Origin of the sequence: Burkholderia sp. AU19243 (genome assembly GCF_018148075.1) — a bacterium.
GTDB classification, from domain to species: Bacteria; Pseudomonadota; Gammaproteobacteria; order Burkholderiales; family Burkholderiaceae; genus Burkholderia; species Burkholderia latens_A.
Map to the genome: position 1 here is coordinate 174,140 of NZ_JAGSTV010000004.1, position 25,794 is coordinate 199,933.

Below are 25,794 nucleotides of genomic sequence, written 5' to 3' on the forward strand. Positions count from 1 at the left end.
GCTCGTTTCGCACCGTGACGGCGCGCGCAAGCGGGGCGCGGTTGCGGTTCCGGCGCGGAAACCGTACAGAAATCGGGCGCATTTTGGCGGACGTGACCGTGCCTCGCAGCGTCGGCGCCCCGACGACATCGGCCCGATGATCGCGGCGCTGGTCCCGGACGATTACCGCCGGGTCAACGCGCTGCGCATCGAAGTGCCGGCAAGTATGTCGATCTGGTGCCGCGTCAGCTTTGGTTGTCGAACATCGGCATCCGCCTCAGGATCCATTCGAGCAGTTCCTGAGGGCCGGTCGCCAGCGGCCGCCCGGATTTAACGAGCAATCGCGCTTTCGTGTCCTGAAACAGCGGATGCGCGATCGGCACAATACACAGGTCGCCGGCCGCGATCTCGCGATAGGCGGCGAATTCCCCGATCAGCGTCGCGAAATGCCCGGTTGAAACAAAGCGCTTTAGCGCGGCCAGCGAATTCGTGGTCAACGTCGGCCTGATTTTGATGTTCTCGGCGAATTCCAGCATCTTGACGACATGGCCGATGCCGAACGTCGCAGGCATCAGCGCGAGCGGCCAGGTGAGCAGATCCTCGACATTCGCCGGCCCACCGCGGGTCGCCAGTGGATGATCTCGGCGAACGAGCAGCACAACGGGTTGCGCCGAACTCGCACGATATTCGATACGCGGATGCGGCGGCGGGTTGTACGCCAGCCCGATATGCGCGCGACTTTCCGCGACTTCGTTCAATACATCGTCGACGGGCAGCATCTCCACGCCGACTTCCAGCTTCGGATACTGCGTGCAGAACGGTGCCAGCACGTCGTCAACCAGCGTGTCGACATACCCTTCGCTGACCGCCAGCTGAATATGCCCTTGCTGAAGGCCTTTCAGCGCCTGCAACTGGTCCTCGAACTTTTCCTGCTGTGATCGGTACCCGCGCCAGAATTCCAGCAGATGCGCCGCCGCCTCGGTCGGCCTCACGCCGCGCGCCTCGCGTTCGAAAAGCGTGGCGCCCAGTTCGTCTTCGAGCAGCCTGATCTGCCGCGTGATCACGGACGGCGATGTGTTGAGGTGGTCCGCCGCGCCCCGAATCGTGCCGTGAACCAGCACTTCGTGGAAGTAACGCAGCCGTGTCTGGTTGATTTCGCGCATTGGAAGCCTCCGAATTGCTGCGTTGCTCGTAGAGCAACGATCTGTAAGTATAGTTGCTCTTGCTGGCAGGTCTGCTTCGCGACACGATGCTCCTACCCGATGAGCCGGACGAACACGGGGACAACGGAGACACCTATGTCAGCGATCCAGACCTTGAGAGCCGAAGACGCCGTTTCGTCTCTCTACAGCAAGCTCAACTGGCGGCTTTTGCCGTTTCTCGTCACCTGCTACATGTTCGCGTATCTCGATCGCGTGAACGTCGGGTTTGCCAAACTTCAGATGCAAAGCGACCTCGGATTCTCCGATGCCGCTTATGGCGTGGGCGCGGGCATCTTCTTTCTCGGCTACGTGCTGTTCGAGATTCCGAGCAACCTGATGTTGCCGAAAGTCGGTGCACGCAAGACCTTCAGCCGCATCCTCGTACTGTGGGGCATCACGTCCGCGTGCATGCTCTTCGTGCGGAACGTGCCGATGTTCTACGCGATGCGCTTCCTGCTGGGCGTCTTCGAAGCCGGATTCGCGCCTGGCATGATCTATTACCTGTCGCGCTGGTACGGTCCCGCGCGCATGGCGCGCGCGATTGCCATCGTGTTCGTCGCTGGGCCGATTGGCGGCATTGTCGGCGGGCCGTTGTCCGCGTGGCTGATGTCGACGTCGTCAGGTGTCGGCGGACTGGCCGGATGGCAGTGGATGTTTCTGGTCGAAGGCCTGCCGTGCATCGTGCTCGGCGTGCTGACGCTGTTCGTATTGTCGGACCGACCCTCCGAAGCGAAGTGGCTTTCCGCCGACGAGCAACGCCTGCTCGAAAGCGAGGTCGGCGCACCCGCCACGCGCGACCATTCGTTCCGGGCCGTGGCGAAGAACCCGCGCGTCTACGTTCTCGCACTCGCGTACTTCTGCATCATCTTTCCGATCTATGCGATCAGCTTCTGGCTGCCGGCCTTGCTGAAAGACCACGGTGTAGCGGACATGACGCGGCTCGGCTGGTACGTCGCGATCCCGTATGCGGCGGCCGCGTTCGGCATGTACTTCGCCGGCCGCCGTTCGGATCGCGTCGGCGAGCGGCGCTATCACTGCGCGGTGCCCGCGCTCGTCGGCGCGTTGCTTCTCGCGTCGACCGTTTTCACCGACGGCAATCTGGTCCTGACGCTCGCTACGCTCACGCTCGCCACGGCAATGATGTGGATGGCGTACACGGTTTTCTGGGCCATTCCGTCCGAGTACATCAAAGGGCCGGCCGCGGCGGGCGGCATCGCGCTCATCAATACGATCGGGTTGTCCGGCGGTTTCTGGGGACCGGCCGTCATCGGCTGGACCAAGGCCGCCACGGGCAGCATGCACGCCGGTTTGCTCGTCATGGCGGGGATGGCTGCGATTGCATCGGTCGTGGTTGTCACGAACAAGCGCGGCATCCATTGACGATTCAACAGTGCCGCCATGCAGCGTCCGCCGGCTGAGTGTTTCCCCAGGGCAGCGAGTCATGACTTTGGAAAGGCCACGTCCTTTCCATATCGAACAGAAGGATGAATGGCAATGAAGATCCTGATTGCAGGCTTTCAGCATGAGACCAACACGTTCGCGCCGACCAAGGCGTCGTTCCAGAGCTTTGTTCAAGGCGAAGGATTTCCGCCGCTGGCGCGCGGCGTCGACGTGCTGAATCTGCGCGACGTGAACGTCCCGATCGGCGGCTTCATCAACGTAACGCAGGCGCAAGGACACGAGCTGATTCCAGTGATCTGGGCGGGCGCGAGCGCGTCGGCGCATGTGACTGTGGACGCATTCGAGCGCATTGCCGGCGAGATCACCGGCGCTGTCGAAGCGGGCGGCTTCGACGCCGTCTATCTGGACCTGCACGGGGCGATGGTCGCGGAGCACACCGACGACGGCGAAGGCGAGCTGCTCGAGCGCGTGCGTGCGCTGGTCGGCGACAGCATGCCGCTCGTGGTGTCGCTCGATCTGCATGCAAACGTGACCGAGCGCATGTTGAAGCACGCGGATGCGATGGTTGCGTACCGGACGTACCCGCACGTCGACATGGCCGAAACGGGCGAGCGAGCGGCGCATCTGCTCGACAGGCTGATCGCGGAGAAGCGCAAATTCACGCGAGTCGTCCGGCGCGTTCCATTTCTGATTCCGGTGAACGGCATGTGCACGCTGATCGCGCCCGCCCGCGACATGTACACCGCGCTGGCATCGCTCGAGCGCGATACGGGCGTGTCGCTGTCGTTTGCACCAGGTTTTCCGGCTGCGGACTTCCCCGAGTGCGGTCCGGTGATCTGGGGTTACGGATTCGACAATGACGTGCTCACGAAGGCGATCGACTCGCTGTACGCCAGAATGCTCGCGGAAGAATCTTCATGGGAAGTGCCGTTCCTTACCCCGGACGAAGCGGTTGTCGAAGCCATGCGGATCGGCCGAAACGCCGACAAGCCGGTCATCATCGCCGACACGCAGGATAACCCCGGCGTGGGCGGCGACTCGAATACGATGGGCATGGTGCGCGCGCTGCTGCGCAATGGTGCGACCGATGCCGCGGTCGGTGTGATCTGGGATGCAGACGCAGCCGCCGCCGCGCATCGCGCCGGTGTCGGCGCGCGCATCGAGCTTGCGCTGGGGGGCCGTTCGGGCGTGCCCGGCGATGAGCCGCTGAATGGCATGTTCGAGGTGGACCATGTGTCCGACGGTCGTTTCCGCTTCGACGGTCCGATGCTGAACGGCATGACGGGCGAACTCGGACCGGTTGCTTGCCTGCGTATCGACGGCGTGCGAATCGCTGTCAGCAGCGTCAAGATGCAGATTTTCGATCGCAATCTCTATCGCGTTGCGGGCATCCAACCCGAGCAGATGAAGATTCTGGTCAATAAAAGCTCGGTCCATTTTCGTGCGGATTTTCAGGCTATCGCGGAGACCATTCTCGTTGCGAAGGCGCCCGGACCGATGGCGGCGGACCCGGCCGATCTGCCGTGGCAGCGTCTTGATCCGCACATCCGCGTACGTCCGAAAGGGCCTTCCTTCAACGAGATTCGCCCGGTCGTCGCATGACGACACGCTCGACCACGCGAACTTCGCATGGATACCGCCGCGATTCAGGCTCACGCGCGAACGGGTGAAATCCACCACGAGGAGCGTTCTCATGGCAGATCAGATCAACGCCCCGCGCCGCTTCGTGCGGACCACGGCAGTCGGTATCGGCGCAATGGAACCGAGCCTGACCGTGCTTGTTGCCAATGCCGTGATCGGCGTAGCGCGCATGTGACCCGCGGCGCATCACCCCGACGGCGCGCCAATCAGGAATGCGACACCGCTTTAACCCATCAGGACACGAAATGTCTCAAGCGAATGTATATGACACCCTGAAAGAACTCGGCATTGAATTGCCCGCAGTCAGCGCACCGGCCGCCGCTTACGTCATGAGCGTGCAGACCGGAAATACGATCCATTTGTCCGGGCATATCGCCAAAAAGGACGGCAAGGTGTGGGTCGGCAAGCTCGGCGACAATCTTTCGGCGGATGACGGCAAGGCCGCGGCGCGAGCAACGGCGATCGACCTGCTCGCTACGTTGCATGCGCAAGCGGGCGACCTCAATCGTGTGACGCGAATCGTCAAGGTGACGAGCATTGTGAATTCGACACAGGATTTCACGGACCAGCATCTGGTGACGAATGGCGCATCGGATCTGCTCGCTCAAGTATTTGGCGCACGCGGCAAGCATGCACGCTCCGCGTTCGGCGTGGCGCAGATTCCGCTTGGTGCTTGCGTCGAGATAGAACTGATCGCCGAGGTGCAATGACGCTTTGCGTCGAACGAACCGACTGTGAGATATCGCCCCGATCAGCGGTATCTTCCGGATTCGGACCTTTTCGCACGATAGCCACATTGCAGCGTCAACGGTTCAGAGGGATATCGGTCGCTCCAGTTGCGTGCGATGCTATCCGCTGTCGGACCGACCCGATCGACCGGCGTTGCCGCCGCCGCTCGCCTTGACAAAGGCGAGCCAGCTCCACGTCACGCCGCGTCGCCGATTTGCGTGTTGGACCGATTCGGTTTCGATATTCAGCACGGTTCTGTAGTGATGGTTCCTCGCCAACCGCACGGTTTCTGCCGCTGAAACGTCAAACATTCGGCGACCGTCGGGGACAGGGCCGTGGCGCAGGGACATTACGATCATGCCGTCGTCCCGTAGCAAGGAATCGACGGTCGACATCGCCTCGCTACGTTCGCGTTCGTCCAGATGCATCCAGACGGCGGAAAGGATGATCAAGCCGAATGTTCTCTGCCGGGAACGCAAATACGCGAGATGCGGCAGACTGTCGTCCACCCATTCGATCCGCAAAGACGAGTGCAGATCCATTCCTGCACGGCGCAACGCGTCCACCGGTTCTACTGCCACAACGGTATGCCCCATCGCTGCCAGCGCGGCTGCGTCGGTTCCGATGCCGGCGCCCACGTCGAGCACGTCGGACGGACAGACGGGAAGGAGATGGATAACCGCTTTGTGTTTCATTTCGAATGAGACGTCCTGCCAACGCGCGATGAGCGACTTGGCATCTGTGTCGTAGCCTTCCGTTCCGTTTACGCCGATGGACACCATCGCCTCCACGTGCAGCGAGCCTGCGCGAATTGCCGGATTCTCGCCAATCTGGCGACCGGCGTCCAACGCGCGGCGATGACCGACACCGCAGGTGTTGAACTCCGGCAACTGGCCCCAGCGGTGAACATCGAGCGATTTTGCGCGGCTCGCTGCAGCCTGTGCGTTGTGGGGCGTCGTCAAGGAGCCCCGAACGGCCGTCTCCGCATGCAGGGTGCGTCGCGATCATTCTGCCGAGCCGAAGCGGAAAGCCGAGCCGCCGCCCACCACCGTTTCCCCTTAAGGAAAACCCTGATTCGACTCGTCGAAGCACGGACATCAACCCAGGTTTCCGCTCGCGGACGCAGCCGCGTCGCAGCAGCGTCCATGCACCGCGCCGAACCTCCGCGATCGCGCTCCATCAAGCCTCCCGGCGCACATGTCTAACCCAAAAAGGTATGGCGCACCGCAATATTTCCGCAGTTAGCCCACGTTTCAATACCCAGCAGGTATCAAAAAACGAAACCAAAAGTATTGGACGCTCCATTTCCCCGCCGCGTATAAATCCGTTCCATGAACTCCCGACACGCAGCGAACCCCATGTCCCCGATCACCATCGAACGCATTGAAACCCGCCTCGTCGACCTGCCGACGATCCGTCCGCACAAGCTGTCGGTTGCCACGATGCACGGCCAGACGCTGATGCTCGTGAAGGTGACGTGCAGCGATGGCGTGACGGGTATCGGCGAAGGCACGACGATCGCCGGGATGGCCTACGGCCCGGAAAGTCCCGAAGCGATGAAGCTCGCGATCGATGCATACCTCGCACCGGCGATCATCGGCCACGACGCGACGCGCATCCAGACGCTGATGGCGTTCCTCGGCAAGCTCGCGAAGGTCAATCACTTTGCGAAGAGCGCACTCGAAACCGCGCTGCTCGACGCGCACGGCAAGCGTCTCGGCGTGCCGGTCAGCGAACTGCTGGGCGGCCGCCGCCGCGATCGGCTGCCGGTCGCATGGACGCTCGCATCGGGCAACACGGCAACCGATATCGCCGAAGCCGAACGAATGCTCGACCTGCGCCGCCACAACGTGTTCAAGCTGAAGATCGGCGCGAAGGCGCTTGACGCGGACATCCGGCACGTGGCCGAGATCAAGCGGGCCGTGGGCGAGCGCGCGTCGGTGCGCGTCGACGTGAACATGGCATGGACCGAAACGCAGGCTGCGCGCGCGATTCCGGCGCTCGCCGATGCCGGTTGCGAACTGGTCGAGCAGCCGGTGGCGTCGGCGGCCGCGCTGGCGCGGCTGATGCGCCGCTTCCCGGTCGCCCTGATGGCCGACGAAATTCTGCAGGGCCCCGACAGCGCGTTCGAAATCGCGAAGCACCACGGCGCCGACGTGTTCGCGATCAAGATCGAGCAGAGCGGCGGCCTGTTCGCCGCGCAGCGCGTCGCGGCGATCGCGGATGCGGCCGGCATCGAGCTGTACGGCGGCACGATGCTTGAAGGCGCGTTCAGCACGGTCGCCTCCGCGCACCTGTTTGCGAGCTTCGCGAACCTGCAGTGGGGCACCGAACTGTTCGGGCCGCTGCTGATTACCGAAGAGATTCTCGCGACCCCGCTCGACTACAGCGATTTCGAGCTGACCGTGCCGAACGGCCCGGGCCTCGGCATCGAACTCGACGAAGCAAAGGTCGCACGCTTCACCCGAGACGGGCTGACGAAAGTGTCCCGCTGAATCGAGCGGCGCCGCCCCAACTGAACGACGTATCAGGACATCACGATGCTTTTCCACGTACGCATGGACGTCAACATCCCGGCCGACTTGCCCGCCGCGGTGGCCGACGAGATCAAAGCCCGCGAGAAGGCGTATTCGCAGGATCTGCAGCGCACCGGCAAGTGGCGCCACATCTGGCGCATCGCAGGCGAATACGCGAACTACAGTGTGTTCGACGTGTCGGGCAACGCCGAACTGCACGAGATACTGACCGGCCTGCCGCTGTTTCCGTACATGAAGATTTCGGTGACGCCGTTGTGTCGCCACCCGTCGTCGGTACACGACGGCGACGTTTGAGCCGCGGCGGCGCCGCTGCATCGGCAGCGAGCACGCCCCGGTCGCCATTCCCCCAAATACACGTGGAGACACCATCATGAGCGTCAAAGTTTTCGAAACGAAGGAAGTGCAGGATCTGCTGAAGGCCGCATCCAACGCGGACGCGAAAGGCGCGAACGGCGATGCGCGCACGCAGCAAATCGTGCTGCGGCTGCTCGGCGACCTGTTCAAGGCGATCGACGACCTCGACATCACGCCCGACGAAGTGTGGGCCGGCGTGAACTACCTGAACAAGCTCGGCCAGGACGGCGAAGCCGCGCTGCTCGCGGCTGGCCTCGGCCTCGAGAAGTATCTCGACATCCGGATGGACGCCGAGGACGAGGCGCTTGGCCTCGACGGCGGCACGCCGCGCACGATCGAAGGACCGCTGTACGTTGCCGGTGCGCCGGTGCGCGATGGCGTCTCGAAGATCGACGTCGATGCGGACGAAGGCGCGGGCCCGCTGGTGATTCACGGCACGGTGAAGGATCTCGACGGCAAGCCGGTGGCCGGCGCGCTGGTCGAATGCTGGCACGCGAATTCGCACGGCTTCTATTCGCACTTCGATCCGACCGGCAAGCAGAGCGATTTCAACCTGCGCGGCGCGGTACGCACGGGCGCGGACGGCAAGTACGAATTCCGTACGCTGATGCCGGTCGGCTACGGCTGCCCGCCGCAGGGCGCGACGCAGCAACTGCTCGACCGCCTCGGCCGCCACGGCAACCGTCCGGCGCACGTGCACTTCTTCGTGACGAGCGACGACCACCGCAAGTTGACGACGCAGTTCAACATCGACGGCGACCCGCTGATCTGGGACGACTTCGCGTATGCGACGCGCGAGGAGCTGATCCCGCCCGTGACCGAAAAGACCGGCGGCACCGCGCTCGGGATGAAGGCGGACGCGTATCAGGACATCGAGTTCGACTTCGTGCTGACGCCGCGCGTCGGCGGCAAGGACAACCAGATCGTCGAACGCCTGCGCGCTTCGGCCGCGGCATAACGCACCCGACGGCGCGGCGGCGCGCGTGCGCCGCTGCTGCCGGCCCCGAGATTCAATCGATACCGATGCGAGCGCGCTTGCAGGACCCGTCGCGCGCGCAGGAGGAACCACCATGTCCACCACGATCGACCCCACCACCGAACTGGACCAGCTGCTCGCGACCGCCGTGCAGGACGACAAGGAGGCCGGCATCTTCCGCTGCCGCCGCGACATCTTCACGAACGAGGCGCTGTACGAACTCGAGATGAAGCACATCTTCGAGCGAAACTGGGTGTACCTCGCGCACGAGAGCCAGATCCCGAACAACAACGATTACTACACGACGTGGATCGGCCGTCAGCCGATCGTCATCACGCGCGACAAGACCGGCGAGCTGCACGCGGTGATCAATGCATGCGCGCACAAGGGCGCGATGCTGTGCCGCCGCAAGCACGGCAACAAGGGCAGCTTCACGTGCCCGTTCCACGGCTGGACCTTCTCGAACACCGGCAAGCTGCTGAAGGTGAAGGACGAGAAGACGACCGAGTATCCGGTGCAGTTCAACACGCACGGCTCGCACGACCTGAAGAAAGTCGCGCGCTTCCAGAGCTATCGCGGCTTCCTGTTCGGCAGCCTCAGCGACGACGTGTTGCCGCTGGAAGACTACCTCGGCGAGGCGCGCGTGATCATCGACCAGATCGTCGACCAGGCGCCGAACGGCCTCGAAGTGCTGCGCGGCAACTCCTCCTACATCTACGAAGGCAACTGGAAGATGCAGATGGAGAACGGCTGCGACGGCTATCACGTGAGCACCGTGCACTGGAACTACGCGGCGACGATGGGCCGCCGCAAGGAAGACGGCACGAAGGCCGTCGATGCGAACAGTTGGAGCAAGTCGGTCGCGGGCGTGTACGGCTTCGACAACGGCCACATCCTGCTGTGGACCAAGACGATGAACCCGGAAGTGCGGCCGGTGTACCGGCATCGCGACGAGATCAAGGCGCGCGTGGGCGAAGTGCGGGCGGACTTCATCGTGAACCAGACGCGCAACCTGTGCGTGTATCCGAACGTGTTCCTGATGGACCAGTTCAGCACGCAGATCCGCGTCGTGCGGCCGCTCGCGGTCGACAAGACCGAAGTCAGCATCTTCTGCTTCGCACCGAAGGGCGAGAGCGAAGCCGACCGCGCCACGCGGATTCGTCAGTACGAGGACTTCTTCAACGTGACCGGAATGGGCACGGCCGACGACCTGGAGGAGTTCCGCGCATGCCAGGCCGGCTACGCGGGCATCACGGCGATGTGGAACGACCTGTCGCGCGGCGCGCCGTTGTGGATCGACGGTCCGGACGAGAACGCGACGAAGATGGGGCTGAACCCGCGCATTTCCGGCGAGCGCAGCGAAGACGAAGGGCTGTTCGTGTGCCAGCACGAACACTGGGTGCACGTGATGCGCGACGCACTGAAGAAGGAACGCGCAGAGGTGGCGGCATGAACATCGATTACCGGACGATTTGCGCGACGCTGTATCGCGAGGCGCGCCTGCTCGACGATCGCGAGTGGGACGAGTGGCTGACCTGCTACACGGAGGACGTCACGTACTGGATGCCCGCATGGGACGACGACGACCGGCCGACCGACGATCCGCACAGCCAGATCTCGCTGATGTATTACGCGGATCGCGGCGGGCTCGAGGATCGCGTGTTCCGGATCAAGACCGAGCGCAGCGGCGCATCGACGCCGGAGCCGCGCACGAGCCACAACGTGACGAACGTCGAGGTGCTGGCCGAGCGCGACGGCGAGGTGGACGTGCGCTACAACTTCCACACGCTGAACCACCGCTATCGCGTGACCGACCACTTCTTCGGCACGATGTTCGTCACGCTGCGCCAAGTGGGCGATGCACTGCTGATCTCGAACAAGAAGATCGTGCTGAAAAACGACTACATCCGGCAGGTGCTCGACGTGTACCACGTCTGACGCCCATTGTTTCGACACGTAACACAGGGAGACGAGGTCATGTCCACCTACAAAATTGCACTGAACTTCGAGGACGGGGTCACCCGCTTCATCGACTGCAAGGCCGGCGAAAAAGTGCTGGATGCGGCGTTCCGCGCGAAGATCAACCTGCCGATGGATTGCTCCGACGGCGTGTGCGGCACCTGCAAGTGCCGTGCGGAAAGCGGCGCCTACGACCTCGGCGACGACTACATCGACGACGCGCTCACCGAGGACGAGAAGGAGAGCGGCCTCGTGCTCACGTGCCAGATGGTGCCGCAAAGCGACTGCGTGATTGCGGTGCCGACGTCGTCGGTCGCGTGCAAGACCGGCCACAGCGCGTTCGTCGCGACCGTGACGAAGGTCGAGCCGCACAACGATGCGGCGATCGTCCTCGAGCTCGACGTCGGCGCGGCCGCACCGGCGTTCCTGCCGGGCCAGTACGTGAACATCGGCGTGCCCGGCAGCGGCCAGCACCGGTCGTATTCGTTCTCGTCCGCGCCGGGCGACGCGAAAATCGGGTTCCTGATCAAGAAGATTCCGGGCGGTGTGATGAGCACGTGGCTCGCTTCCGCGAAACCTGGCGACACGCTCGAACTGAACGGGCCGCTCGGCAGCTTTTACCTGCGCGACGTCGAGCGGCCGCTGCTGTTCCTCGCCGGCGGCACGGGCCTCGCGCCGTTCCTGTCGATGCTGGAAATGCTCGCGCGCAGCGGGTCGCAGCAGAAGGTGCACCTGATCTACGGCGTGACGCGCGATCTCGATCTCGTGCTGGTCGATTCGATCGAAGCGTATGCGGCGAAGCTGCCGAACTTCAGCTTTGCGACGGTCGTCGCCGATTCCGCGTCGAACCACGCACGCAAGGGCTGGGTCACGCAGCACATTCCGGCCGATGCGCTGAACGACGGCGACGTGGACGTCTATCTGTGCGGCCCGCCGCCGATGGTCGATGCGGTGCGCCAGTATTTCGACGATCACGGCGTGAAGCCGCACAGCTTCCACTACGAGAAATTCACGCCGAACGTAACGGCAAAGGCGGCGTGACCATGCAGCGATTCTCGGGAAAAGTCGTCGTCGTCACCGGCGCGGCGCAAGGTATCGGCCGCGGCGTCGCGCTGCGCGCGGCAGCCGAAGGCGGCAACGTGCTGTTCGTCGATCGCGCGGATTTCGTCGCCGACGTGGCGGCCGAAGCGCCGGGCGGCAACACCGCCGGCTTCGTCGCCGATCTGGAGACCTACGACGGCGCACGGGCGGCGATGGCGTGCGCGGTCGCGACGTTCGGCCGGATCGACGTGCTGATCAACGGCGTCGGCGGTGCGATCCGGATGCGCCCGTTCGCCGAGTTCGAGCCCGCACAGATCGACGCGGAAATCCGCCGTTCGCTGATGCCGACGCTCTACAGTTGCCACGCGGTGCTGCCGCACCTGCTCGCGGCAGGCGGCGGCACCATCGTGAACGTGTCGTCGAACGCGACACGCGGGATTCGCCGCGTGCCGTACTCGGCGGCGAAAGGCGGCGTGAATGCGCTGACGGCCGCGCTCGCGATGGAATATGCGGAGCACAACATCCGCGTGGTCGCGACCGCGCCCGGCGGTACGACCGCACCGCCGCGCCGCGTGCCGCGCAATGCGGCCGGCGACACCGCGCAGGAACAGGCGTGGATGGCCGAAGCGGTACGGCAGGTGACCGATTCGACGTTCTTCAAGCGCTACGGCACGCTCGACGAACAGATCGCGCCAATCCTGTTCCTTGCGTCGGACGAGGCCAGCTACATCACCGGCACGGTGCTGCCGGTCGCGGGCGGCGATACGGGTTGAGCGGCCCGCGTGGCGGGAAGCCGTGCTTCCGCCGGCATGCGCAATCCGCAACGCGGCGTGCATGCCGGCATCATCCAACTACAACCGGCCGGCACGACAAGACCGGCCACGGAGACACTCATGCACCAACGCGAAGCGATCATTCCGCCCGGCATGGAAGCCGTGTACGAAAAAATCGGCTATGCACCGGCGATCAAGGTTGGCGATACGGTGTACGTATCCGGCCAGATCGGCCGCGACGCGGCGATGAAACTGGTCGAGGACCGGGAAGCGCAAATCGTGCAGGCATTCGAAAACCTGAAGCGCGTGCTCGAAGCGGGCGGGGCGTCGCTCGACGACGTCGTCGATTTGACGACCTTCCATACCGACATGCGCGACCTGCCGCTGTTCATGCAGGTGCGCGACCGCTATTTCCATGCGCACCCGCGGCCGGCGTGGACCGCGGTCGGCGCGCACATGCTCGGCGGCGCGCCCGGTTATATCGTCGAGATCAAGGCGGTGGCGGTGCTGTCGCGGTGAACCGCTTCGAAGCGGTTCACCGCATCATGCAAGCCGGAATTACTTGCGCAGGCTTCGACACGGTGAGCGTGGATGTCAATCGCGCGCATCCAGCGCGGGCTGCAGTGCCGGCTCGGCCGGCGATGCCGGTTCATGCCGGCCGTGGTGCGCGGCGGCGGAATGGCCGGGGCGGATCCTGTACCAGATCGCGTACATCGCCGGCAGGAACACGAGCGTGAGGATCGTCCCCGCGAACGTGCCGCCGATCAGTGTGTACGCGAGCGTGCCCCAGAACACCGAATGCGTGAGCGGAATGAACGCGAGCACGGCCGCCATCGCGGTCAGGATCACCGGGCGCGCACGCTGCACGGTCGCTTCGACCACCGCATGGAATGGATCGAGTCCCGCCTGTTCGTTCTGATGGATCTGCCCGATCAGGATCAGCGTGTTGCGCATCAGGATCCCCGATAGCGCGATGAGGCCGACCAGCGCATTGATGCCGAACGGCTGCCCGAACAGGATCAGCGTCGGCACCACGCCAATCAGCCCGAGCGGGCTCGTCATGAACACCATCACCATCGCGGAGATCGATCGCACCTGAAAGATGATGATCACGAGCGTGATCGCCAGCATGATCGGGAACAGCGGCAGCATCGCCTTCGTCGCCTTGCCCGATTCCTCGACGGAGCCGGCTTCCTCGATCCGGTAGCCGTTCGGCAACCGCGCGATGATCGGCTGCAGCTGCTTCGTGATCGCGGCCGAGACGTCGGGCGGCTGCAAGCCGTCGGCGATGTCGCCGCGCACGGTGATGGTCGGCACGCGGTCGCGCCAGCGCATGATCGGTTCCTCCATCCGCACGTCGACCTTGCCGACCTGAGACAGCGGAATGCGCTGCCCGTTCGCGCCGGCGAGCGTGAAGTCGTCGAGCCGCGCCGGGTCGAGCCGCGCATTGCCGCCCGAGCGCGCGATCACCTGCACGGTCCGGATGTCCTCGCGCACCGCGGTGACGGGCACGCCGGTCAACAGGAACTGCAATTGCTGGGCAACCGCGCTGGACGTCAGCCCGACGGCCTGCAGGCGATCCTGCTGCAGCGTGAAGTGCAGCGTCGGCGCGCGCGTGCCCCAGTCGGCATTGACGGTGCGCATCATCGGGCTGCCGTTCATCACGTGCTGCACGTTGGCCGCGATGCCGCGCAGCGTGTCGGGATCGGGACCGGTGACGCGATACGCCACCGGGAACGGCGAATACGGGCCGAACACGAGTTGCGTGACGCGTACGCGCGCTTCTGGCGCGAGCCCGTCGGCGATCGCACGCCGCAGCCGCGCCTTCAGCGCTTCGCGCTCCTCCTGACTGTCCGTGCGGATCACGATCTTCGCGAACGACGGATCGGGCAACTCCGGCCCCATCGCCAGATAGAAGCGCGGCGCGCCCTGGCCGACGTACGCGGTCACGATACGCGCTTCCTTCTGTTTCGCGAGCCATGCTTCGACCTTCGACGTCGCGGCGCTCGTTTGCGAAATCGACGTGCCGTACGGCATCTGCACTTCGATCAGCACCTCGGGGCGATCGGAAATCGGAAAGAACTGCTTCTTGACGATCGCCATCCCGAGGACCGCGAGCACGAACAGGCCGACGACCGAGCCGGCGACGAGCCGTTTGCGTGCGATGACGCGCGCGAGCACGCGACGGAAGCGGTTGTAGCGCGGCGTATCGTAGATCCCGTCGTGGCCGCCCTCGATCTTCCCGAACTCGGGCAGCATCTTCACGCCGAGGTACGGCGTGAACACCACGGCGACGACCCACGAGGCGATCAGCGCGATCCCGACGATCCAGAACATGTTGCTGGTGTATTCGCCGGCGGTCGAGCGCGCGAAGCCGTTCGGCATGAAGCCGACCGCGGTGACCAGCGTGCCGGCCAGCATCGGCGCGGCCGTATGGCTCCATGCGTACGCGGACGCGGCCACGCGGCCGTAGCCTTCCTCCATTTTCACGACCATCATTTCGATCGCGATGATCGCGTCGTCGACGAGCAGCCCGAGCGCGAGGATCAGCGAGCCGAGCGTGATGCGGTCGAAGTTCTTGCCGGTGGCGGCCATCACGACGAACACCACGGCAAGCGTCAGCGGCACGGCAGCGGCGACGACGAGGCCCACTCGCCAGCCCATGCTGACGAAGCTCACGAGCATGACGACGAGCAGCGCGGCGAAGAACTTGACCATGAACTCGTCGACGGCGGAGCTGATGTTCACCGACTGGTCGGTGACCTTGGTCACGCTCATGCCGAGCGGCAGCTCCGCATTGATCGCGCGGACTTCGCGGTCCAGCGCGCGGCCGAGATCGAGGCCGTTCCAGCCGTCGCGCATCACGATGCCGAGCAGCAGCGCGGACTCGCCGTTGTTGCGGATCAGGAACGTCGACGGATCCTCGTAGCCGCGCTCGACGGTGGCGATGTCGGACAGTTTGAGCGTGCGGCCCTGCGACACGATCGGCGTGTCGCGGATCTTCTGCAGTTTGTCGAATGCGCCGTCCACGCGAATGAAGATCTCGGGCCCGCGCGTCTCGACGGAGCCGGCCGCCGTCAGCAGGTTTTGGCCGTTGAGCGCGGCGAACACGTCCTGCGGGCTGACGCCGAGCGTCGCGAGCCGCTCGTGCGACAACTGCACGTAGATGCGCTCGGCCTGCTCGCCGAGGATGTCGACCTTCTTCACGCCGGCCACGTGCAGCAGCCGCTGGCGCAACGCCTCGGCGTCGCGCACCAGCAGCCGTTGCGGCTCGCCGCGAGCCTTCAGCGCGAACAGCGCGAACGTGACGTCCGCGTATTCGTCGTTGACCAGCGGCCCGATCACGCCGGCTGGCAGATCGTTCGCCGTATCGCCGATCTTCTTGCGCGCCTGATAGAACTGCTCCTGCACCTCGGACGGCGGCGTGCTGTCGAGCAGCGTCAGCGTCGTGATCGCGAGGCCGGGGCGCGTATACGTTTCGGTACGGTCGTACCAGCGCAGCTCCTGCATGCGCTTTTCGATCTTTTCCGCGACCTGATCGTGCATTTCCTGCGCGGTCGCACCAGGCCATGCGCTGACGATCGTCATCACCTTGATCGTGAACGCCGGGTCTTCCGCACGGCCCAGCTTGAAGAACGACACGAGGCCTGCGAGCGAAATCAGGCAGATCAGGAACAGCGTGATCGCGCGCTCGCGCACGGCGAGTGCCGACAGGTTGAAACGGCGTTCGCTCACGGCCGTGCTCCTTCGTTCGCGGCCGTCGCCACGGTGGCGGCCGGCGCGGACACGCGCACCGCTTCGCCGTCGCGCAGCATCTGCGCGCCGAGCGCGACGACCCGCTCGCCTTGCTTCAGGGCCCCGGATACGCGCGCGCTGTCGTCGTCTACGTGCTCGACCGTAACCGGCCGCCATCCCACCTTCGGAGGCTCTCCGGCGACGACCCACACGCCCGGCCCCTTGCCGGCGTCCAGCAGCGCGCCGATCGGCACTTGCATCGCGCGTTGCGGCGCCGAGCGCGCGTCGTCCGGAATGCGGATCGTGACGGTCGCGCCGAGCGGTGCGTCGGCCAGCGCGCCTTGAAGCACGTAGCGCGCTTCAAACGTGCGCGTTCGCGCGTCCGCGGTCTCGGACAACTGACGCAGCGCCGCGGGCACGCTCACGCCCGGCTTACCGAACAGCTCGGCCTGCGCGACCGATCCGATCGCGGGGCGCAGGGTTTCCGGCAGCTGGATTGCGGCCTCGCGGCTGCCGGCGTGCGCGAGCCGCACCACCGGCTGCCCGGCGCTGACGACCTGGCCGGGTTCCGCGAGCGTTTCCATCACGACGCCGTCACCGTCCGCGACGAGTTCCGCATAGCCGGTCGCGTTGCGCGCGACGTCGGCGTCGGCCTCGGCGGCGCTCAGTTGCGCTCTCGCCGCATCGGCCGCGGCCTTGACCTGGTCATAGGCCGACGCCGATATCGCGCCGGTGCCGCGCAGGTCGCGGTAGCGCGCTTCGTCTTCGCCGGTCTGCCGCGCGCGGGCCCGTGCGGCGGCCACGGCCTCGTCGCGTGCGCGCGCCGCGAGTTTCAGGTCGACGGGATCGATCCGCATCAGCGGCTGGCCGCGCCGGACGGTCTGCCCGGTGTCGACCAGGCGCGCCAGCACCTTGCCGGACACCCGGAACCCGAGGTCGCTTTGCACGCGGGCGGCGACGGTGCCGGTAAAGGCGCGCGATGCGGGAGCCGACACCTGCACGACGGCGGTACGCACGAGCGGCGCTTCGGTGCGCGGATCGGACGGCGCTTTTCCGCTGCAGGCGGCTAGCGCGACGGGCAGTGCGGACGCGGTTGCGAGGACAAGAAGAGGGCGACGCCGGACCATGAAAGACCCACTGACGAAGTGATCGGGGCTTTCATTGTGGTTCTTGTGACCAAATTAGTCAATGGTCACAAGCGAGGCCGGTTCAGGGGGCGAGGCTGCGCAGCACGAGGCTCGACAATTGGGCAGGCGCGGCGTCGGTCGTGTCGAGGTTGTATTGCAGCAGCAGCGGATTCAGGTACGGCCGCATCACCAGGTAGATCGCCGTCGCGGCTTCGTCCAGCGGCGTCTTGCGCTCGAACTCGCCGCTTTGCCGGCCTTCCTGCAGCACGTCCTGCAGCAATTGCTGCACGCGCGCCTCGTAGGCCTGCACCGACTGCCAGTTTTCGGTGGCGGCCGACGCGGCGATGTCGTACAGCTTGCGGTCGCGGAAGAACAACCGCAGGCTCGCTTCGGTGGAGACCTTGAACATCCGCCGCAGTTTTTCGGTGGGCCGCTCGGCGCCGGCAACGGCCGCGCGCACCTCCGTCTCGATCTCGCGCAGGCAGTTCGCGCAGATCATCTCGCCGATCGCCTGCTTCGACTCGAAGAACTTGTAAATGTAGGCCTTCGAGAAGCCGATCGCCTTCGCCAGGTCGGACACAGTCGTCTTTTCATAGCCGTACCGGCTGAAGTGCTCGGTGGCCGCGACGACGATCTGATCCCGCACGTCGTGGTCGGCCGGCCCGCGCGCGGGGACGTCGGAAGGAAGGTTTTTTTTCATGAGCTGCAGCTGACAGGAATGGACAACGAGTGACCATTTGGTATTATAGTCACTACCATGTTCGTGCTAAAAACCGTCATGCTACCCAAACCCATCGTTGCCGCGGTGCTTGCCGCGATCCTGTCGGCCGGGTGTGCCGTCGGCCCCGATTACGTGCGGCCGGACGTCGCGATGCCGCAGCGGTTCCACGGCCAGAGCGCGGTCGATCAACGCCATGCGGCTGCAGAAGCCGACCTCGCGGCGTGGTGGGCCGCCTTCGGCGATCCGCAGATGACGCGCTTCATCACGCTGGCGCTCGCGCAGAACCTCGATCTCGCGCAGGCTGCGGCGCGTGTCGAGCAAGCGCGCGCGGGGCTCGGCGCGGCGAATGCGGCGCTGCTGCCGTCGGGCAGCGTGAGCGGGCAGGCCGCGCGCGTGTACCAGTCGGTCGAAACGCCATTGGGGCGGGTGTTGAACGCGACGCCCGGGTTCGATCGCCACGGCAACGACTACGAGGCCGATCTCGACGCGAGCTGGGAGCTGGACCTGTTTGGCGGATTGCGCCGCGGCCGCGAAGCAGCACTCGCCGACTATCAGGCATCCGAAGCGGCGGCGGTCGCGACGCGGCTCGCCGTCGCCGCACAAACCGCGGACACCTACATCACGATCCGCGGGCTGCAGGGCCGGCTGAAGGTCGCGCGGCATCAGGTGCAGACCGAGCAGGATCTGCTGTCGACCATCAATCTGCTGTATGGAAAGGGGCTCGCGGCGGAGCTGCAGGTCAGGCAGGCCGAAGGCGCGCTAGCGCAGGTGCGCGCGACGGTGCCGGTGCTCGAAGCGGCGCTCGACGCGGCGATGAACGCGCTCGACGTGATGCTCGGGTCGCAGCCCGGCACGCATCGCGCCGAACTGTGCGCCGACGGCGACGTGCCGGCGGCGCCGGGAATCGCGGCGACGGGCACGCCCGGCGAACTGCTCACGCGCAGGCCCGACCTGATCGCCGCCGAGCGGCGCGTGGCGGCGTCGAATGCGCGCATTGGCGTGGCGATCGCCGAGTACTACCCGAAGCTCTCGCTGAGCGGATTGCTCGGCAGCGCGACGACGATGGGTGCGGGCAATCTCTTCGCAGGCGGCGCGAACCAGGCTGCGGGCGTGCTCGGCCTGCGCTGGCGCCTGTTCGATTTCGGCCGGATCAACGCGCAGATCGCGCAGGCGAAAGGGCAGGATGCCGAAATGCTGGCTGCGTACCGGCTCGCGGCGCTGCACGCCACCGAGGATGTCGAAAACGCGTTATCGGCGCTCGTCAAACGCGACGAACAGGCAGCCGTGCTCGCCGACGGTGTAGCGTCGCTCGGCCGTGCGCGGGCCGCATCGTTCGCGGCGTACCAGAAAGGTGTCGTCAGCCTGATCGAAGTGTTGCAGGCCGACGAAAGCTTGCTGCGCGCGTCCGACCAGCGCGTGCAGGCACAAACCGAATCCGCGCGCGCGGCCGTGGCCGCGTTCAAGGCGCTCGGCGGCGGATGGCAGCCGCCGGCAACCGAGGCTGTTGCGAGCCGGTAACGGGTGCGCGGATCGGCGTCGGCGCGCAAGCGGTGAAAAGCCACATGGAGAGATGCGGCGCCGATTTCGTCGGGTGTGGCGCGGGGCCAAACATGAGCTGCGGTGCAGACGTTCGTCGTCCCCGCACCCTCCGGGTCCCGATGTCGCGCTCGCGCGCCGGTACCCACGCCTCCCGGTCGTTCGGCTCGTCGAATCCGGTCGAGTCGCGACGCTATCACTGATTCGGGAATGCCGCGGACGGCACCAGGCATGCATTCCATTGACGGGGCGCAGCGTACACGCAGCCGGTCCGGCAGTGCACCGGCTACGCCGCTATCGATGAATCTCCGTCCGCAACCGCCTTACATCCTGTTCCGACACCGGCGCGGCGCGATTGCTCCATGCGCCGCGCACATAGCTGACGACCGCCGCGATTTCGCTGCTCGACAGCGCGCCGCGCATCGCGGGCATCCGCCGCACCGGCCCGTCCGAACCCGGCGCCGGCCGCGCGCCTTCCACCACGATCCGGATCGCGCTCGTCGGATCCGCGGCGAGCACGACCGAATTGCCGACCAGCGGCGGCCCGTGATCGCGCACGCCGGTGCCGTCCGCGCCATGGCATCGCGCGCAAAACCCCGCATACACGCCGGCCCCTGGCGCCTGCTGGCCGCCTTCCGGGCGCGGCCCGGCGGGCGTCAGCCGCGCCACCCCGATGCCGAGCGGATTGGTCGCGGCAGTCGGTTGCGCGGGCAACGATTTGAGGTACACGGCAATCGCGTGGCGGTCGGCATCGGTCAGCAATGCCGTGCTCTCGCCGACGACCGGCCCCATCGCGCCGAACACGTAGCCGCGCACCGCATGGCCGCTGCGCAGGAACGCGGCGACGTCGTCGACGCTCCAGCGGCCGAGGCCGTCCTGGTCCGCGCCGGTCAGGTTCGGCGCGAACCAGTGATCGTTGACGCCGCCGGTCAGGAATGCCGCGCTGTGCTCGTCGTAGCCGCGCTCGTTGTACGCCGGCCCGCGCGGCGTGTGGCACGCGCCGCAGTGACCGAGCCCCTGCACGAGATACGCGCCGCGATTCCATTCCGACGATCGCGACGGCTGCGGCACGAAGCGGTCGCGGTTCGCGAACGCGAGACTCCACAACCCGAGCGCCCAGCGCTGGTTGAACGGAAACGGCAACTGCGTGAGCCTGGCCGCGTTCGCGGACGGCGCGACGCCGCGCATGAAGTAAGCATAGAGCGCGCGCACGTCGTCGTCGGTCATGCGCGCGAACGACGGATACGGCATCGCCGGATACAGGCGGCTGCCGTCCGCGCGCACGCCGCGCCGCACGGCATCGTCGAATTCGCGCAGCGTGTAGTTGCCGATCCCGTGCGTGCGGTCCGGCGTGATGTTCGGCGCATAGATCGGCCCGAACGGCGAATTCACCGGCTGGCCGCCCGCGTACGGCGTGTGATCGGCCGCGTCGTGACACGCCGAGCAGTCGCCGGCGAGCGCCAGGTAGCGGCCGCGCGCGATCGCCGCGGCGTCCGCGCTCGCGGCGGCAGCGGCCACGACCGGACGCCGCGCGGCCGCGGCGGACGACGCATCGGGCGGCGCGGCCGTCGCAGCCGTCGCGGCAGGCGATGCGGCCAGCCGCGAATCGCCGTTGACGCGTGCCGACATCGACGCACCGGTGTCGGCTGCCGACGCGCGAATCCGCACGAAGCGCCAGCCCGATGCGGGCTCGGGCGCTTCCGCCTGCGACGCGGCGTCGGCCGTATCGCCGGCAGACGTCGCGCGATCGTCGTCGTGCGCGTCGCATGCGGCAAGTGCGGCGCACAGCGCGAGCGCGAGCGCAATGCCCGCGCCGCGACGCGTGCTCGGGTGCGTACCGGATCCGGTCATCGCCATGGACTGCAAGGCCCCACGAAAGCGGTGACGATCCCCGTGAATGCGAGGCCGATGACGAAGCCCGCCGCGGCTAGCATCCCGCAGCGGGCGAGGAATCGCGTGCTGTCGTCGCGCGTCGAGGCCTGCGTGTTCGCATCATGCGCGCTTTGCCACGTGCGCGCGAGCCATGCGGCGAACGCGGCCGCCAGCGCGAACGTGCCTGCGGCGATCAGCGCCAGCCACACGCCGACGTGCGACCAGCGCGGCACGGCCTGCGCGACGCCGAGCGGATAGCACGCGGTCGACGCGAGCGTCTCCGACGCGAGCATCTGCGCGAACCACAGCGCGGGTGCGCCGATCAGTCCGGCCGCGATCGCGAGCAACGGAGTCCACGCGTGTCGTGTGCCGTTCATCGCGCGCTCCTGAGCCAGTACGGCGACACGTACAGCGCGGTGAAGATGAACAGCCACACGAGGTCGACGAAGTGCCAGTAGAGCCCGCCGACGGTGAGCGCGACGCGCCGTTCGCGACCGAAGAAGCCGGCGGCGGTCCAGCCCGCGAGCAGCGCAAGGATCACGAGGCCAGCCGCCACGTGCGCAAGGTGAAAGCCGGTGATCGTGAAGTACAGGCTGCCGTAAAGGTGCGCGGCCGGCCCGTATGGATGGTCGCGCCATTCGTGCAACTGCACGAGCGTGAACGCGATGCCGAGCACCAGCGCGACGGCGAGCGCGCCCACCGCATGCGGCCGCTTGCCGGCGCGCACCGCGCGCTCGGCGAGCCACACGAACACGCTGCTCGACAGCAGCACGGCCGTGTTGCCCACGGCGAGGCCGATCTTCGGCATGCCTTCCGGCGGCCAAGGTGCGGCCGATTGCGACTGCAGGTCGAAGTAGCAGAACAGCAGATAGCCGAACAGTCCCGCCTCGGTGACGATCAGCGTCAGCACGCCCCACCAGCCGCCCGCGCGCTCGCCGCAACTGCCGACCGGCAGCGGTTCGACGCACGCCGCCGGCGCGGCTGCCGGCAGCGCCGGCGATGGCGCTTCGTCCGGATGCGGGAAGGTCCGGGCCGACGGCGCCTGCGTGTCCTCGCGACCGGACGGCCGCGCACGCTGCCCGAGCGTGTGGCGCGGCCACAGCCACACGGTGGTCGCGATCGCGCAACCGGCCGTGGCCGCGCAGACGAGCGACGGCGAACGAACGAGCATCGCCGCGAACAAGGCGGTGGCGGCGAGCGCGAGCACGAAGGGCACGCAGGTGTCGTCCGGCATCTTCAGGATTGCGCTCGGCTTCGCGGCGAGCGGCGTGACCGCAAGCGCTTCGCGGCCGTCGGCAAGCCGGTAGCCGGCCCGCAGCCTCGTGCGTTGCGGATCGTCGTGGGTTTCCCACAGCGGATGCCGCGATGCGACGAGCGGCAGCACCGCGAAGTTGTATGCGGGCGCGGGCGACGCGACCGACCATTCGAGGCCGGGCGCGCCCCACGGATTCGCGCCGACGCGCGCGCCGCGCCGCGCGCTGACGAGCGCGTTGACGACGAACATCACGATGCCGATGCCGAAAACGAACGAGCCGACGGTGGTTAGCAGGTTCGACGTGTCCCAGCCCATCCCGGCAGGATACGTATAGATGCGGCGCGGCATGCCGAGCAGCCCGGAGATGTGCATCGGAAAGAAGCCGACGTTGAAGCCCGCGAGCACGACCCAGAACGTCAGCTTGCCTAACCGCTCGTTCATCATTCGTCCGGTGAACTTCGGGAACCAGTACGTGATGCCGCCGAGCACCGGAAACACGTTGATGCCGAGCAGCACGTAATGCAGGTGTGCGACGACGAAGTACGTATCGGTCAGCTGCCAGTCGAGCGGCACCGCGGCGGTCATCACGCCGGACACGCCGCCGATCACGAACATCAGCACGAAGCCCGCGAAATACAGGAACGGCGTGCGGAACACCGGGCGCCCGGTCCAGATCGTCGCAATCCATGCGAACACAGCGACCGCGCTCGGGATCGAGATCAGCATGCTCGCCGCGCCGAAGAACGCGAGCGCGAGCGGCGCGATGCCGGTTGCGAACATGTGGTGAACCCACACCTCGAAGCCGATCAGCATCGTCGCGACCGTCGACACCGCGACCGCCTCGTACGCGACGAGCGGCCGCCGGCAGAAGGTCGGCAGCGCGTCGGACACGATCCCCATCGCCGGCAGCACGACCACGTAGACCCACGGATGCGCGAACATCCAGAACAGGTGCTGCCACAGCAGCGGCCGCCCGCCGTTCGCGACGTCGAAGAAGTGCGTGCCGGCATTGCGGTCGAGCCACAGCAGGAAAAAGGCGAGACTGACGGCCGGGACGGCGAGGAGGTTCGCCACGGACGCAGTCAGCGTGCCCCACACGATGATCGGCAGCCGGTCGATCGACATTCCGTGCGCGCGCATCCGCAGCAGCGTGACGACGAAGTTCGCGGCGCCGCCGGTCGTCGAGATGCCGAGCAGGATCATCCCGAGCGCGTAGATGTCGATGTTCGCGCCGGCACTGTAGTCGAGTGACGTGAGCGGCACGTAATTGAACCACCCGCCGTCGGGCACCGCGCCGAGCGGAAAGCTCGCGTACAGGAACAGCCCGGCGAACAGGAACGCCCAGTACGAAAATGCGTTCAGGCGCGGGAACGCCATGTCGCGCGAGCCCAGCATCAGCGGCCACAGGTAGTTCGCGAAACCCGACAGCACCGGCAGCGCGTACAGGAAAATCATCGTGACGCCGTGCATCGTAAACAGCGAGTCGTATTGCGCGGGCGTGAGCACGGTCGCATTGGGCCGCGCGAGCTGGACGCGCATCACCAGCGCCTCGACCCCGCCGAGCAGCAGGAATGCGAACGCGGTGACGATGTAGCGCAGCCCGATGCGCTTGTGGTCGACCGTGCCGAGCCAGCCGCGCCAGCCGGGCTCCGATTCCCACAGCGCGGCGAGTTCGCGCTCGTGCGCGGAGCCCGGCGGCGCTTCGCCGAGCTCCGGCACGCGGCTAAGCCGCGTGGGCGTGTCGTGCGCAACGGCCATCGTCATCCTCCGTTCAGTGCAGCGTGGCGAGATACGCGGCGAGATCGTCGGCGTCGCGCGGCGCGAGCGCGAACGACGGCATCAGCGTCCGCGGCTTGATCTGCTGCGCCTGTGCGATCCAGCGCCGCAGGTTGTCGGGCGTGTTGTCGAGCGTGCCGGCGGCGAGCAGCCGGCGCGAGCCGAGATGCGTCAGGTCCGGGCCGGCGTCGCCCGCCGCGTCGGTGCCGCGCACCGTGTGGCAGCCCGCGCAGCGCGCGGCGAATACGCGCTGGCCGCGCCGTTCGGCGCCGGTTGCCGGAGCCCGCGGCGGTTGCCGCTGGGCGGCGAGCCATGCGCGAAACGCATCGGGCGACTCGGCCACCACTTCGAACGCCATGTGCGCATGCTGCGCGCCGCAGTATTGCGAGCATTGCCCGCGATAGACGCCGGCGCGATCGGCCTGCAGCCACTGATGGTTGGTCTGGCCGGGGATCGTCTGCGTTTTGCCGGCCAGTTGCGGCACCCAGAATGCGTGGATCACGTCGGCGCTCTTCAGGTCGATCGCGACCGGCTCGCCGACGGGAACATGAATCTCGTTCGCGGTGACGAACGCGGCGCCGCCTGCGTCGTCCGGATAGCGGACCGACCACCACCAGTCGTGTGCGGTCACGACGATCGTCAGTGCGGGCGCGCGCGGCGGAGACGCGACCGCGCCGAGTACGCGCAGCATGTACACCAGCGCGCCGAACAGCAGCACGATCGAGATCGCGGTTCCGACCGTCACGATCGTCAGCCCGCTGCCGTGGCCGCCGCCCGGCTGCGCGCGGCGGCGAAACAGCGCGATCAGCAGCAGCACCGCGATCGCGACGCACACGAACGTGCATAGCGCAAGCAGCGCCCAGCCCAGCACGAACACCGGCCGCGCAGCGGGGCCCGCCGCATGCGCGACGTATGCGAGCGGCAACGGGCCGGCCGGGGCGCTCGACGGATCGGACACGGACACTGACGCGGCGTGCGCGAGCGCCGGCGCGACGGTGCACGCGGCGACGGCGCTGCAAACCATACGATGTGCTTTCAGGAACGGCGGGGCGCGCAATACGACTCCTTGCCGGATTCGACGACATGACTACAAACCGTTCGTCGCGCAGCAAATTTCGTGCGTGCGCGGCACGAACGCGACGGGCGCCGCCACTGAAGACGCGGCGCGGCGCGTTACAGC

Annotated in this window: 22 protein-coding genes; 13 read left to right on the forward strand and 9 right to left on the reverse strand. The window is 66.6% G+C overall.

Features of this window, described 5'->3' with window-relative positions; translation table 11 throughout:
* Positions 1-224: 224 nt before the first annotated feature.
* Positions 225-1,142: a LysR family transcriptional regulator gene (locus tag KDW55_RS09670; RefSeq protein ID WP_069242119.1), complete on the reverse strand. Its 918-nt coding sequence runs from the start codon at positions 1,140-1,142 to the stop codon at positions 225-227.
* A gap of 135 nt (positions 1,143-1,277) precedes the next feature.
* Between KDW55_RS09670 and KDW55_RS09675 the strand changes: the two genes are divergently transcribed.
* From KDW55_RS09675 to KDW55_RS09685, 4 genes are all read left to right on the forward strand, one after another.
* Entirely contained in the window at positions 1,278-2,561 is a 1,284-nt protein-coding gene (locus KDW55_RS09675; RefSeq protein WP_069242118.1) for an MFS transporter, read from the forward strand.
* A gap of 114 nt (positions 2,562-2,675) precedes the next feature.
* Positions 2,676-4,184 carry a M81 family metallopeptidase gene (locus tag KDW55_RS09680; protein ID WP_212197930.1) on the forward strand — a complete coding sequence of 503 codons (1,509 nt, stop codon included), beginning with the start codon at positions 2,676-2,678 and terminating at the stop codon, positions 4,182-4,184.
* 91 nt (positions 4,185-4,275) lie between these two features.
* Positions 4,276-4,398, forward strand: a complete 123-nt coding sequence (locus KDW55_RS29605) for a hypothetical protein (protein ID WP_257785761.1) — start codon at positions 4,276-4,278, stop codon at positions 4,396-4,398.
* Between the two features lie 70 nt (positions 4,399-4,468).
* A complete protein-coding gene (locus tag KDW55_RS09685; RefSeq protein WP_069242117.1) occupies positions 4,469-4,933 on the forward strand; it encodes a RidA family protein in 465 nt (154 codons plus the stop codon).
* A gap of 138 nt (positions 4,934-5,071) precedes the next feature.
* Here the strand turns inward: KDW55_RS09685 and KDW55_RS09690 are convergent, their stop codons facing one another.
* Positions 5,072-5,914, reverse strand: a complete 843-nt coding sequence (locus KDW55_RS09690; protein WP_349252595.1) for a class I SAM-dependent methyltransferase — start codon at positions 5,912-5,914, stop codon at positions 5,072-5,074.
* A 396-nt stretch (positions 5,915-6,310) separates the two neighbouring features.
* Between KDW55_RS09690 and KDW55_RS09695 the strand changes: the two genes are divergently transcribed.
* The 8 genes from KDW55_RS09695 to KDW55_RS09730 all read left to right on the forward strand — a co-directional run bounded on the left by KDW55_RS09695 (position 6,311) and on the right by KDW55_RS09730 (position 13,111).
* On the forward strand, positions 6,311-7,447 hold the full coding sequence (locus KDW55_RS09695; RefSeq protein WP_038570329.1) for a muconate/chloromuconate family cycloisomerase: 1,137 nt from the start codon (positions 6,311-6,313) through the stop codon (positions 7,445-7,447).
* Positions 7,448-7,492: 45 nt separating this feature from the next.
* Positions 7,493-7,783, forward strand: a complete 291-nt coding sequence (gene catC / locus KDW55_RS09700; protein WP_038570326.1) for a muconolactone Delta-isomerase — start codon at positions 7,493-7,495, stop codon at positions 7,781-7,783.
* A 76-nt stretch (positions 7,784-7,859) separates the two neighbouring features.
* Positions 7,860-8,801, forward strand: a complete 942-nt coding sequence (gene catA, locus KDW55_RS09705) for a catechol 1,2-dioxygenase (protein ID WP_038570323.1) — start codon at positions 7,860-7,862, stop codon at positions 8,799-8,801.
* A 112-nt stretch (positions 8,802-8,913) separates the two neighbouring features.
* Entirely contained in the window at positions 8,914-10,272 is a 1,359-nt protein-coding gene (locus tag KDW55_RS09710; RefSeq protein WP_038570321.1) for a Rieske 2Fe-2S domain-containing protein, read from the forward strand.
* On the forward strand, positions 10,269-10,757 hold the full coding sequence (gene benB, locus KDW55_RS09715) for a benzoate 1,2-dioxygenase small subunit (RefSeq protein ID WP_038570320.1): 489 nt from the start codon (positions 10,269-10,271) through the stop codon (positions 10,755-10,757). The genes KDW55_RS09710 and benB overlap by 4 nt, the downstream gene beginning before the upstream one ends.
* Before the next feature lie 39 nt (positions 10,758-10,796).
* Positions 10,797-11,819 (forward strand): benzoate 1,2-dioxygenase electron transfer component BenC, encoded by a 1,023-nt coding sequence (benC, locus tag KDW55_RS09720; RefSeq protein ID WP_069242114.1) that lies wholly within the window; start codon positions 10,797-10,799, stop codon positions 11,817-11,819.
* Positions 11,820-11,821: 2 nt separating this feature from the next.
* Positions 11,822-12,592 (forward strand): benzoate diol dehydrogenase BenD, encoded by a 771-nt coding sequence (benD, locus tag KDW55_RS09725; RefSeq protein WP_038570315.1) that lies wholly within the window; start codon positions 11,822-11,824, stop codon positions 12,590-12,592.
* A gap of 120 nt (positions 12,593-12,712) precedes the next feature.
* Positions 12,713-13,111: a RidA family protein gene (locus tag KDW55_RS09730; RefSeq protein ID WP_069242435.1), complete on the forward strand. Its 399-nt coding sequence runs from the start codon at positions 12,713-12,715 to the stop codon at positions 13,109-13,111.
* Positions 13,112-13,186: 75 nt separating this feature from the next.
* On the opposite strand, the gene KDW55_RS09735 is transcribed toward KDW55_RS09730, so the two are convergent.
* From KDW55_RS09735 to KDW55_RS09745, 3 genes are all read right to left on the reverse strand, one after another.
* Positions 13,187-16,327 carry an efflux RND transporter permease subunit gene (locus KDW55_RS09735; RefSeq protein ID WP_212160780.1) on the reverse strand — a complete coding sequence of 1,047 codons (3,141 nt, stop codon included), beginning with the start codon at positions 16,325-16,327 and terminating at the stop codon, positions 13,187-13,189.
* The gene (locus tag KDW55_RS09740; RefSeq protein WP_212160779.1) at positions 16,324-17,454 is read right to left on the reverse strand and encodes an efflux RND transporter periplasmic adaptor subunit; all 1,131 of its coding nucleotides are present in this window, start codon (positions 17,452-17,454) and stop codon (positions 16,324-16,326) included. The genes KDW55_RS09735 and KDW55_RS09740 overlap by 4 nt, the downstream gene beginning before the upstream one ends.
* An 82-nt stretch (positions 17,455-17,536) precedes the next feature.
* Positions 17,537-18,154 (reverse strand): TetR/AcrR family transcriptional regulator, encoded by a 618-nt coding sequence (locus tag KDW55_RS09745; RefSeq protein ID WP_212160778.1) that lies wholly within the window; start codon positions 18,152-18,154, stop codon positions 17,537-17,539.
* A gap of 78 nt (positions 18,155-18,232) precedes the next feature.
* Here KDW55_RS09745 and KDW55_RS09750 point away from each other — a divergent pair, with 78 nt between their 5' ends.
* Positions 18,233-19,693, forward strand: coding sequence for a TolC family protein (locus tag KDW55_RS09750; protein ID WP_212160776.1), 1,461 nt, complete (start codon positions 18,233-18,235; stop codon positions 19,691-19,693).
* 312 nt (positions 19,694-20,005) lie between these two features.
* Here the strand turns inward: KDW55_RS09750 and KDW55_RS09755 are convergent, their stop codons facing one another.
* Genes KDW55_RS09755 through coxB form a run of 4 tightly spaced genes read right to left on the reverse strand, consistent with a single transcriptional unit; the run spans position 20,006 to position 25,638 of the window.
* Positions 20,006-21,562, reverse strand: a complete 1,557-nt coding sequence (locus tag KDW55_RS09755) for a cytochrome c (RefSeq protein ID WP_249181318.1) — start codon at positions 21,560-21,562, stop codon at positions 20,006-20,008.
* Entirely contained in the window at positions 21,559-21,960 is a 402-nt protein-coding gene (locus KDW55_RS09760; protein ID WP_069242108.1) for a cytochrome C oxidase subunit I, read from the reverse strand. Before KDW55_RS09760 ends, KDW55_RS09755 begins: the two co-directional genes overlap by 4 nt.
* Positions 21,957-24,596: a cytochrome c oxidase subunit I gene (gene ctaD / locus KDW55_RS09765; protein ID WP_212197932.1), complete on the reverse strand. Its 2,640-nt coding sequence runs from the start codon at positions 24,594-24,596 to the stop codon at positions 21,957-21,959. Before ctaD ends, KDW55_RS09760 begins: the two co-directional genes overlap by 4 nt.
* Before the next feature lie 13 nt (positions 24,597-24,609).
* Complete coding sequence (gene coxB / locus KDW55_RS09770; protein ID WP_212197933.1) at positions 24,610-25,638, reverse strand: cytochrome c oxidase subunit II; 1,029 nt, start codon at positions 25,636-25,638, stop codon at positions 24,610-24,612.
* Positions 25,639-25,794: the final 156 nt, after the last annotated feature.

Excerpts from the sequence above, each read along its gene's own strand:
- ctaD (WP_212197932.1), bottom strand. The coding sequence starts at position 24,596 with ATGGCCGTTGCGCACGACACGCCCACGCGGCTTAGCCGCGTGCCGGAG.
- KDW55_RS09745 (WP_212160778.1), bottom strand. The coding sequence starts at position 18,154 with ATGAAAAAAAACCTTCCTTCCGACGTCCCCGCGCGCGGGCCGGCCGAC.
- KDW55_RS09695 (WP_038570329.1), top strand. The coding sequence starts at position 6,311 with ATGTCCCCGATCACCATCGAACGCATTGAAACCCGCCTCGTCGACCTG.
- KDW55_RS09685 (WP_069242117.1), top strand. The coding sequence starts at position 4,469 with ATGTCTCAAGCGAATGTATATGACACCCTGAAAGAACTCGGCATTGAA.
- KDW55_RS09755 (WP_249181318.1), bottom strand. The coding sequence starts at position 21,562 with ATGACCGGATCCGGTACGCACCCGAGCACGCGTCGCGGCGCGGGCATT.
- benC (WP_069242114.1), top strand. The coding sequence starts at position 10,797 with ATGTCCACCTACAAAATTGCACTGAACTTCGAGGACGGGGTCACCCGC.
- coxB (WP_212197933.1), bottom strand. The coding sequence starts at position 25,638 with ATGGTTTGCAGCGCCGTCGCCGCGTGCACCGTCGCGCCGGCGCTCGCG.
- KDW55_RS09680 (WP_212197930.1), top strand. The coding sequence starts at position 2,676 with ATGAAGATCCTGATTGCAGGCTTTCAGCATGAGACCAACACGTTCGCG.
- KDW55_RS09675 (WP_069242118.1), top strand. The coding sequence starts at position 1,278 with ATGTCAGCGATCCAGACCTTGAGAGCCGAAGACGCCGTTTCGTCTCTC.
- KDW55_RS09670 (WP_069242119.1), bottom strand. The coding sequence starts at position 1,142 with ATGCGCGAAATCAACCAGACACGGCTGCGTTACTTCCACGAAGTGCTG.
- catC (WP_038570326.1), top strand. The coding sequence starts at position 7,493 with ATGCTTTTCCACGTACGCATGGACGTCAACATCCCGGCCGACTTGCCC.
- KDW55_RS29605 (WP_257785761.1), top strand. The coding sequence starts at position 4,276 with ATGGCAGATCAGATCAACGCCCCGCGCCGCTTCGTGCGGACCACGGCA.
- KDW55_RS09710 (WP_038570321.1), top strand. The coding sequence starts at position 8,914 with ATGTCCACCACGATCGACCCCACCACCGAACTGGACCAGCTGCTCGCG.
- benD (WP_038570315.1), top strand. The coding sequence starts at position 11,822 with ATGCAGCGATTCTCGGGAAAAGTCGTCGTCGTCACCGGCGCGGCGCAA.
- KDW55_RS09740 (WP_212160779.1), bottom strand. The coding sequence starts at position 17,454 with ATGGTCCGGCGTCGCCCTCTTCTTGTCCTCGCAACCGCGTCCGCACTG.
- catA (WP_038570323.1), top strand. The coding sequence starts at position 7,860 with ATGAGCGTCAAAGTTTTCGAAACGAAGGAAGTGCAGGATCTGCTGAAG.
- benB (WP_038570320.1), top strand. The coding sequence starts at position 10,269 with ATGAACATCGATTACCGGACGATTTGCGCGACGCTGTATCGCGAGGCG.
- KDW55_RS09760 (WP_069242108.1), bottom strand. The coding sequence starts at position 21,960 with ATGAACGGCACACGACACGCGTGGACTCCGTTGCTCGCGATCGCGGCC.
- KDW55_RS09750 (WP_212160776.1), top strand. The coding sequence starts at position 18,233 with ATGCTACCCAAACCCATCGTTGCCGCGGTGCTTGCCGCGATCCTGTCG.
- KDW55_RS09730 (WP_069242435.1), top strand. The coding sequence starts at position 12,713 with ATGCACCAACGCGAAGCGATCATTCCGCCCGGCATGGAAGCCGTGTAC.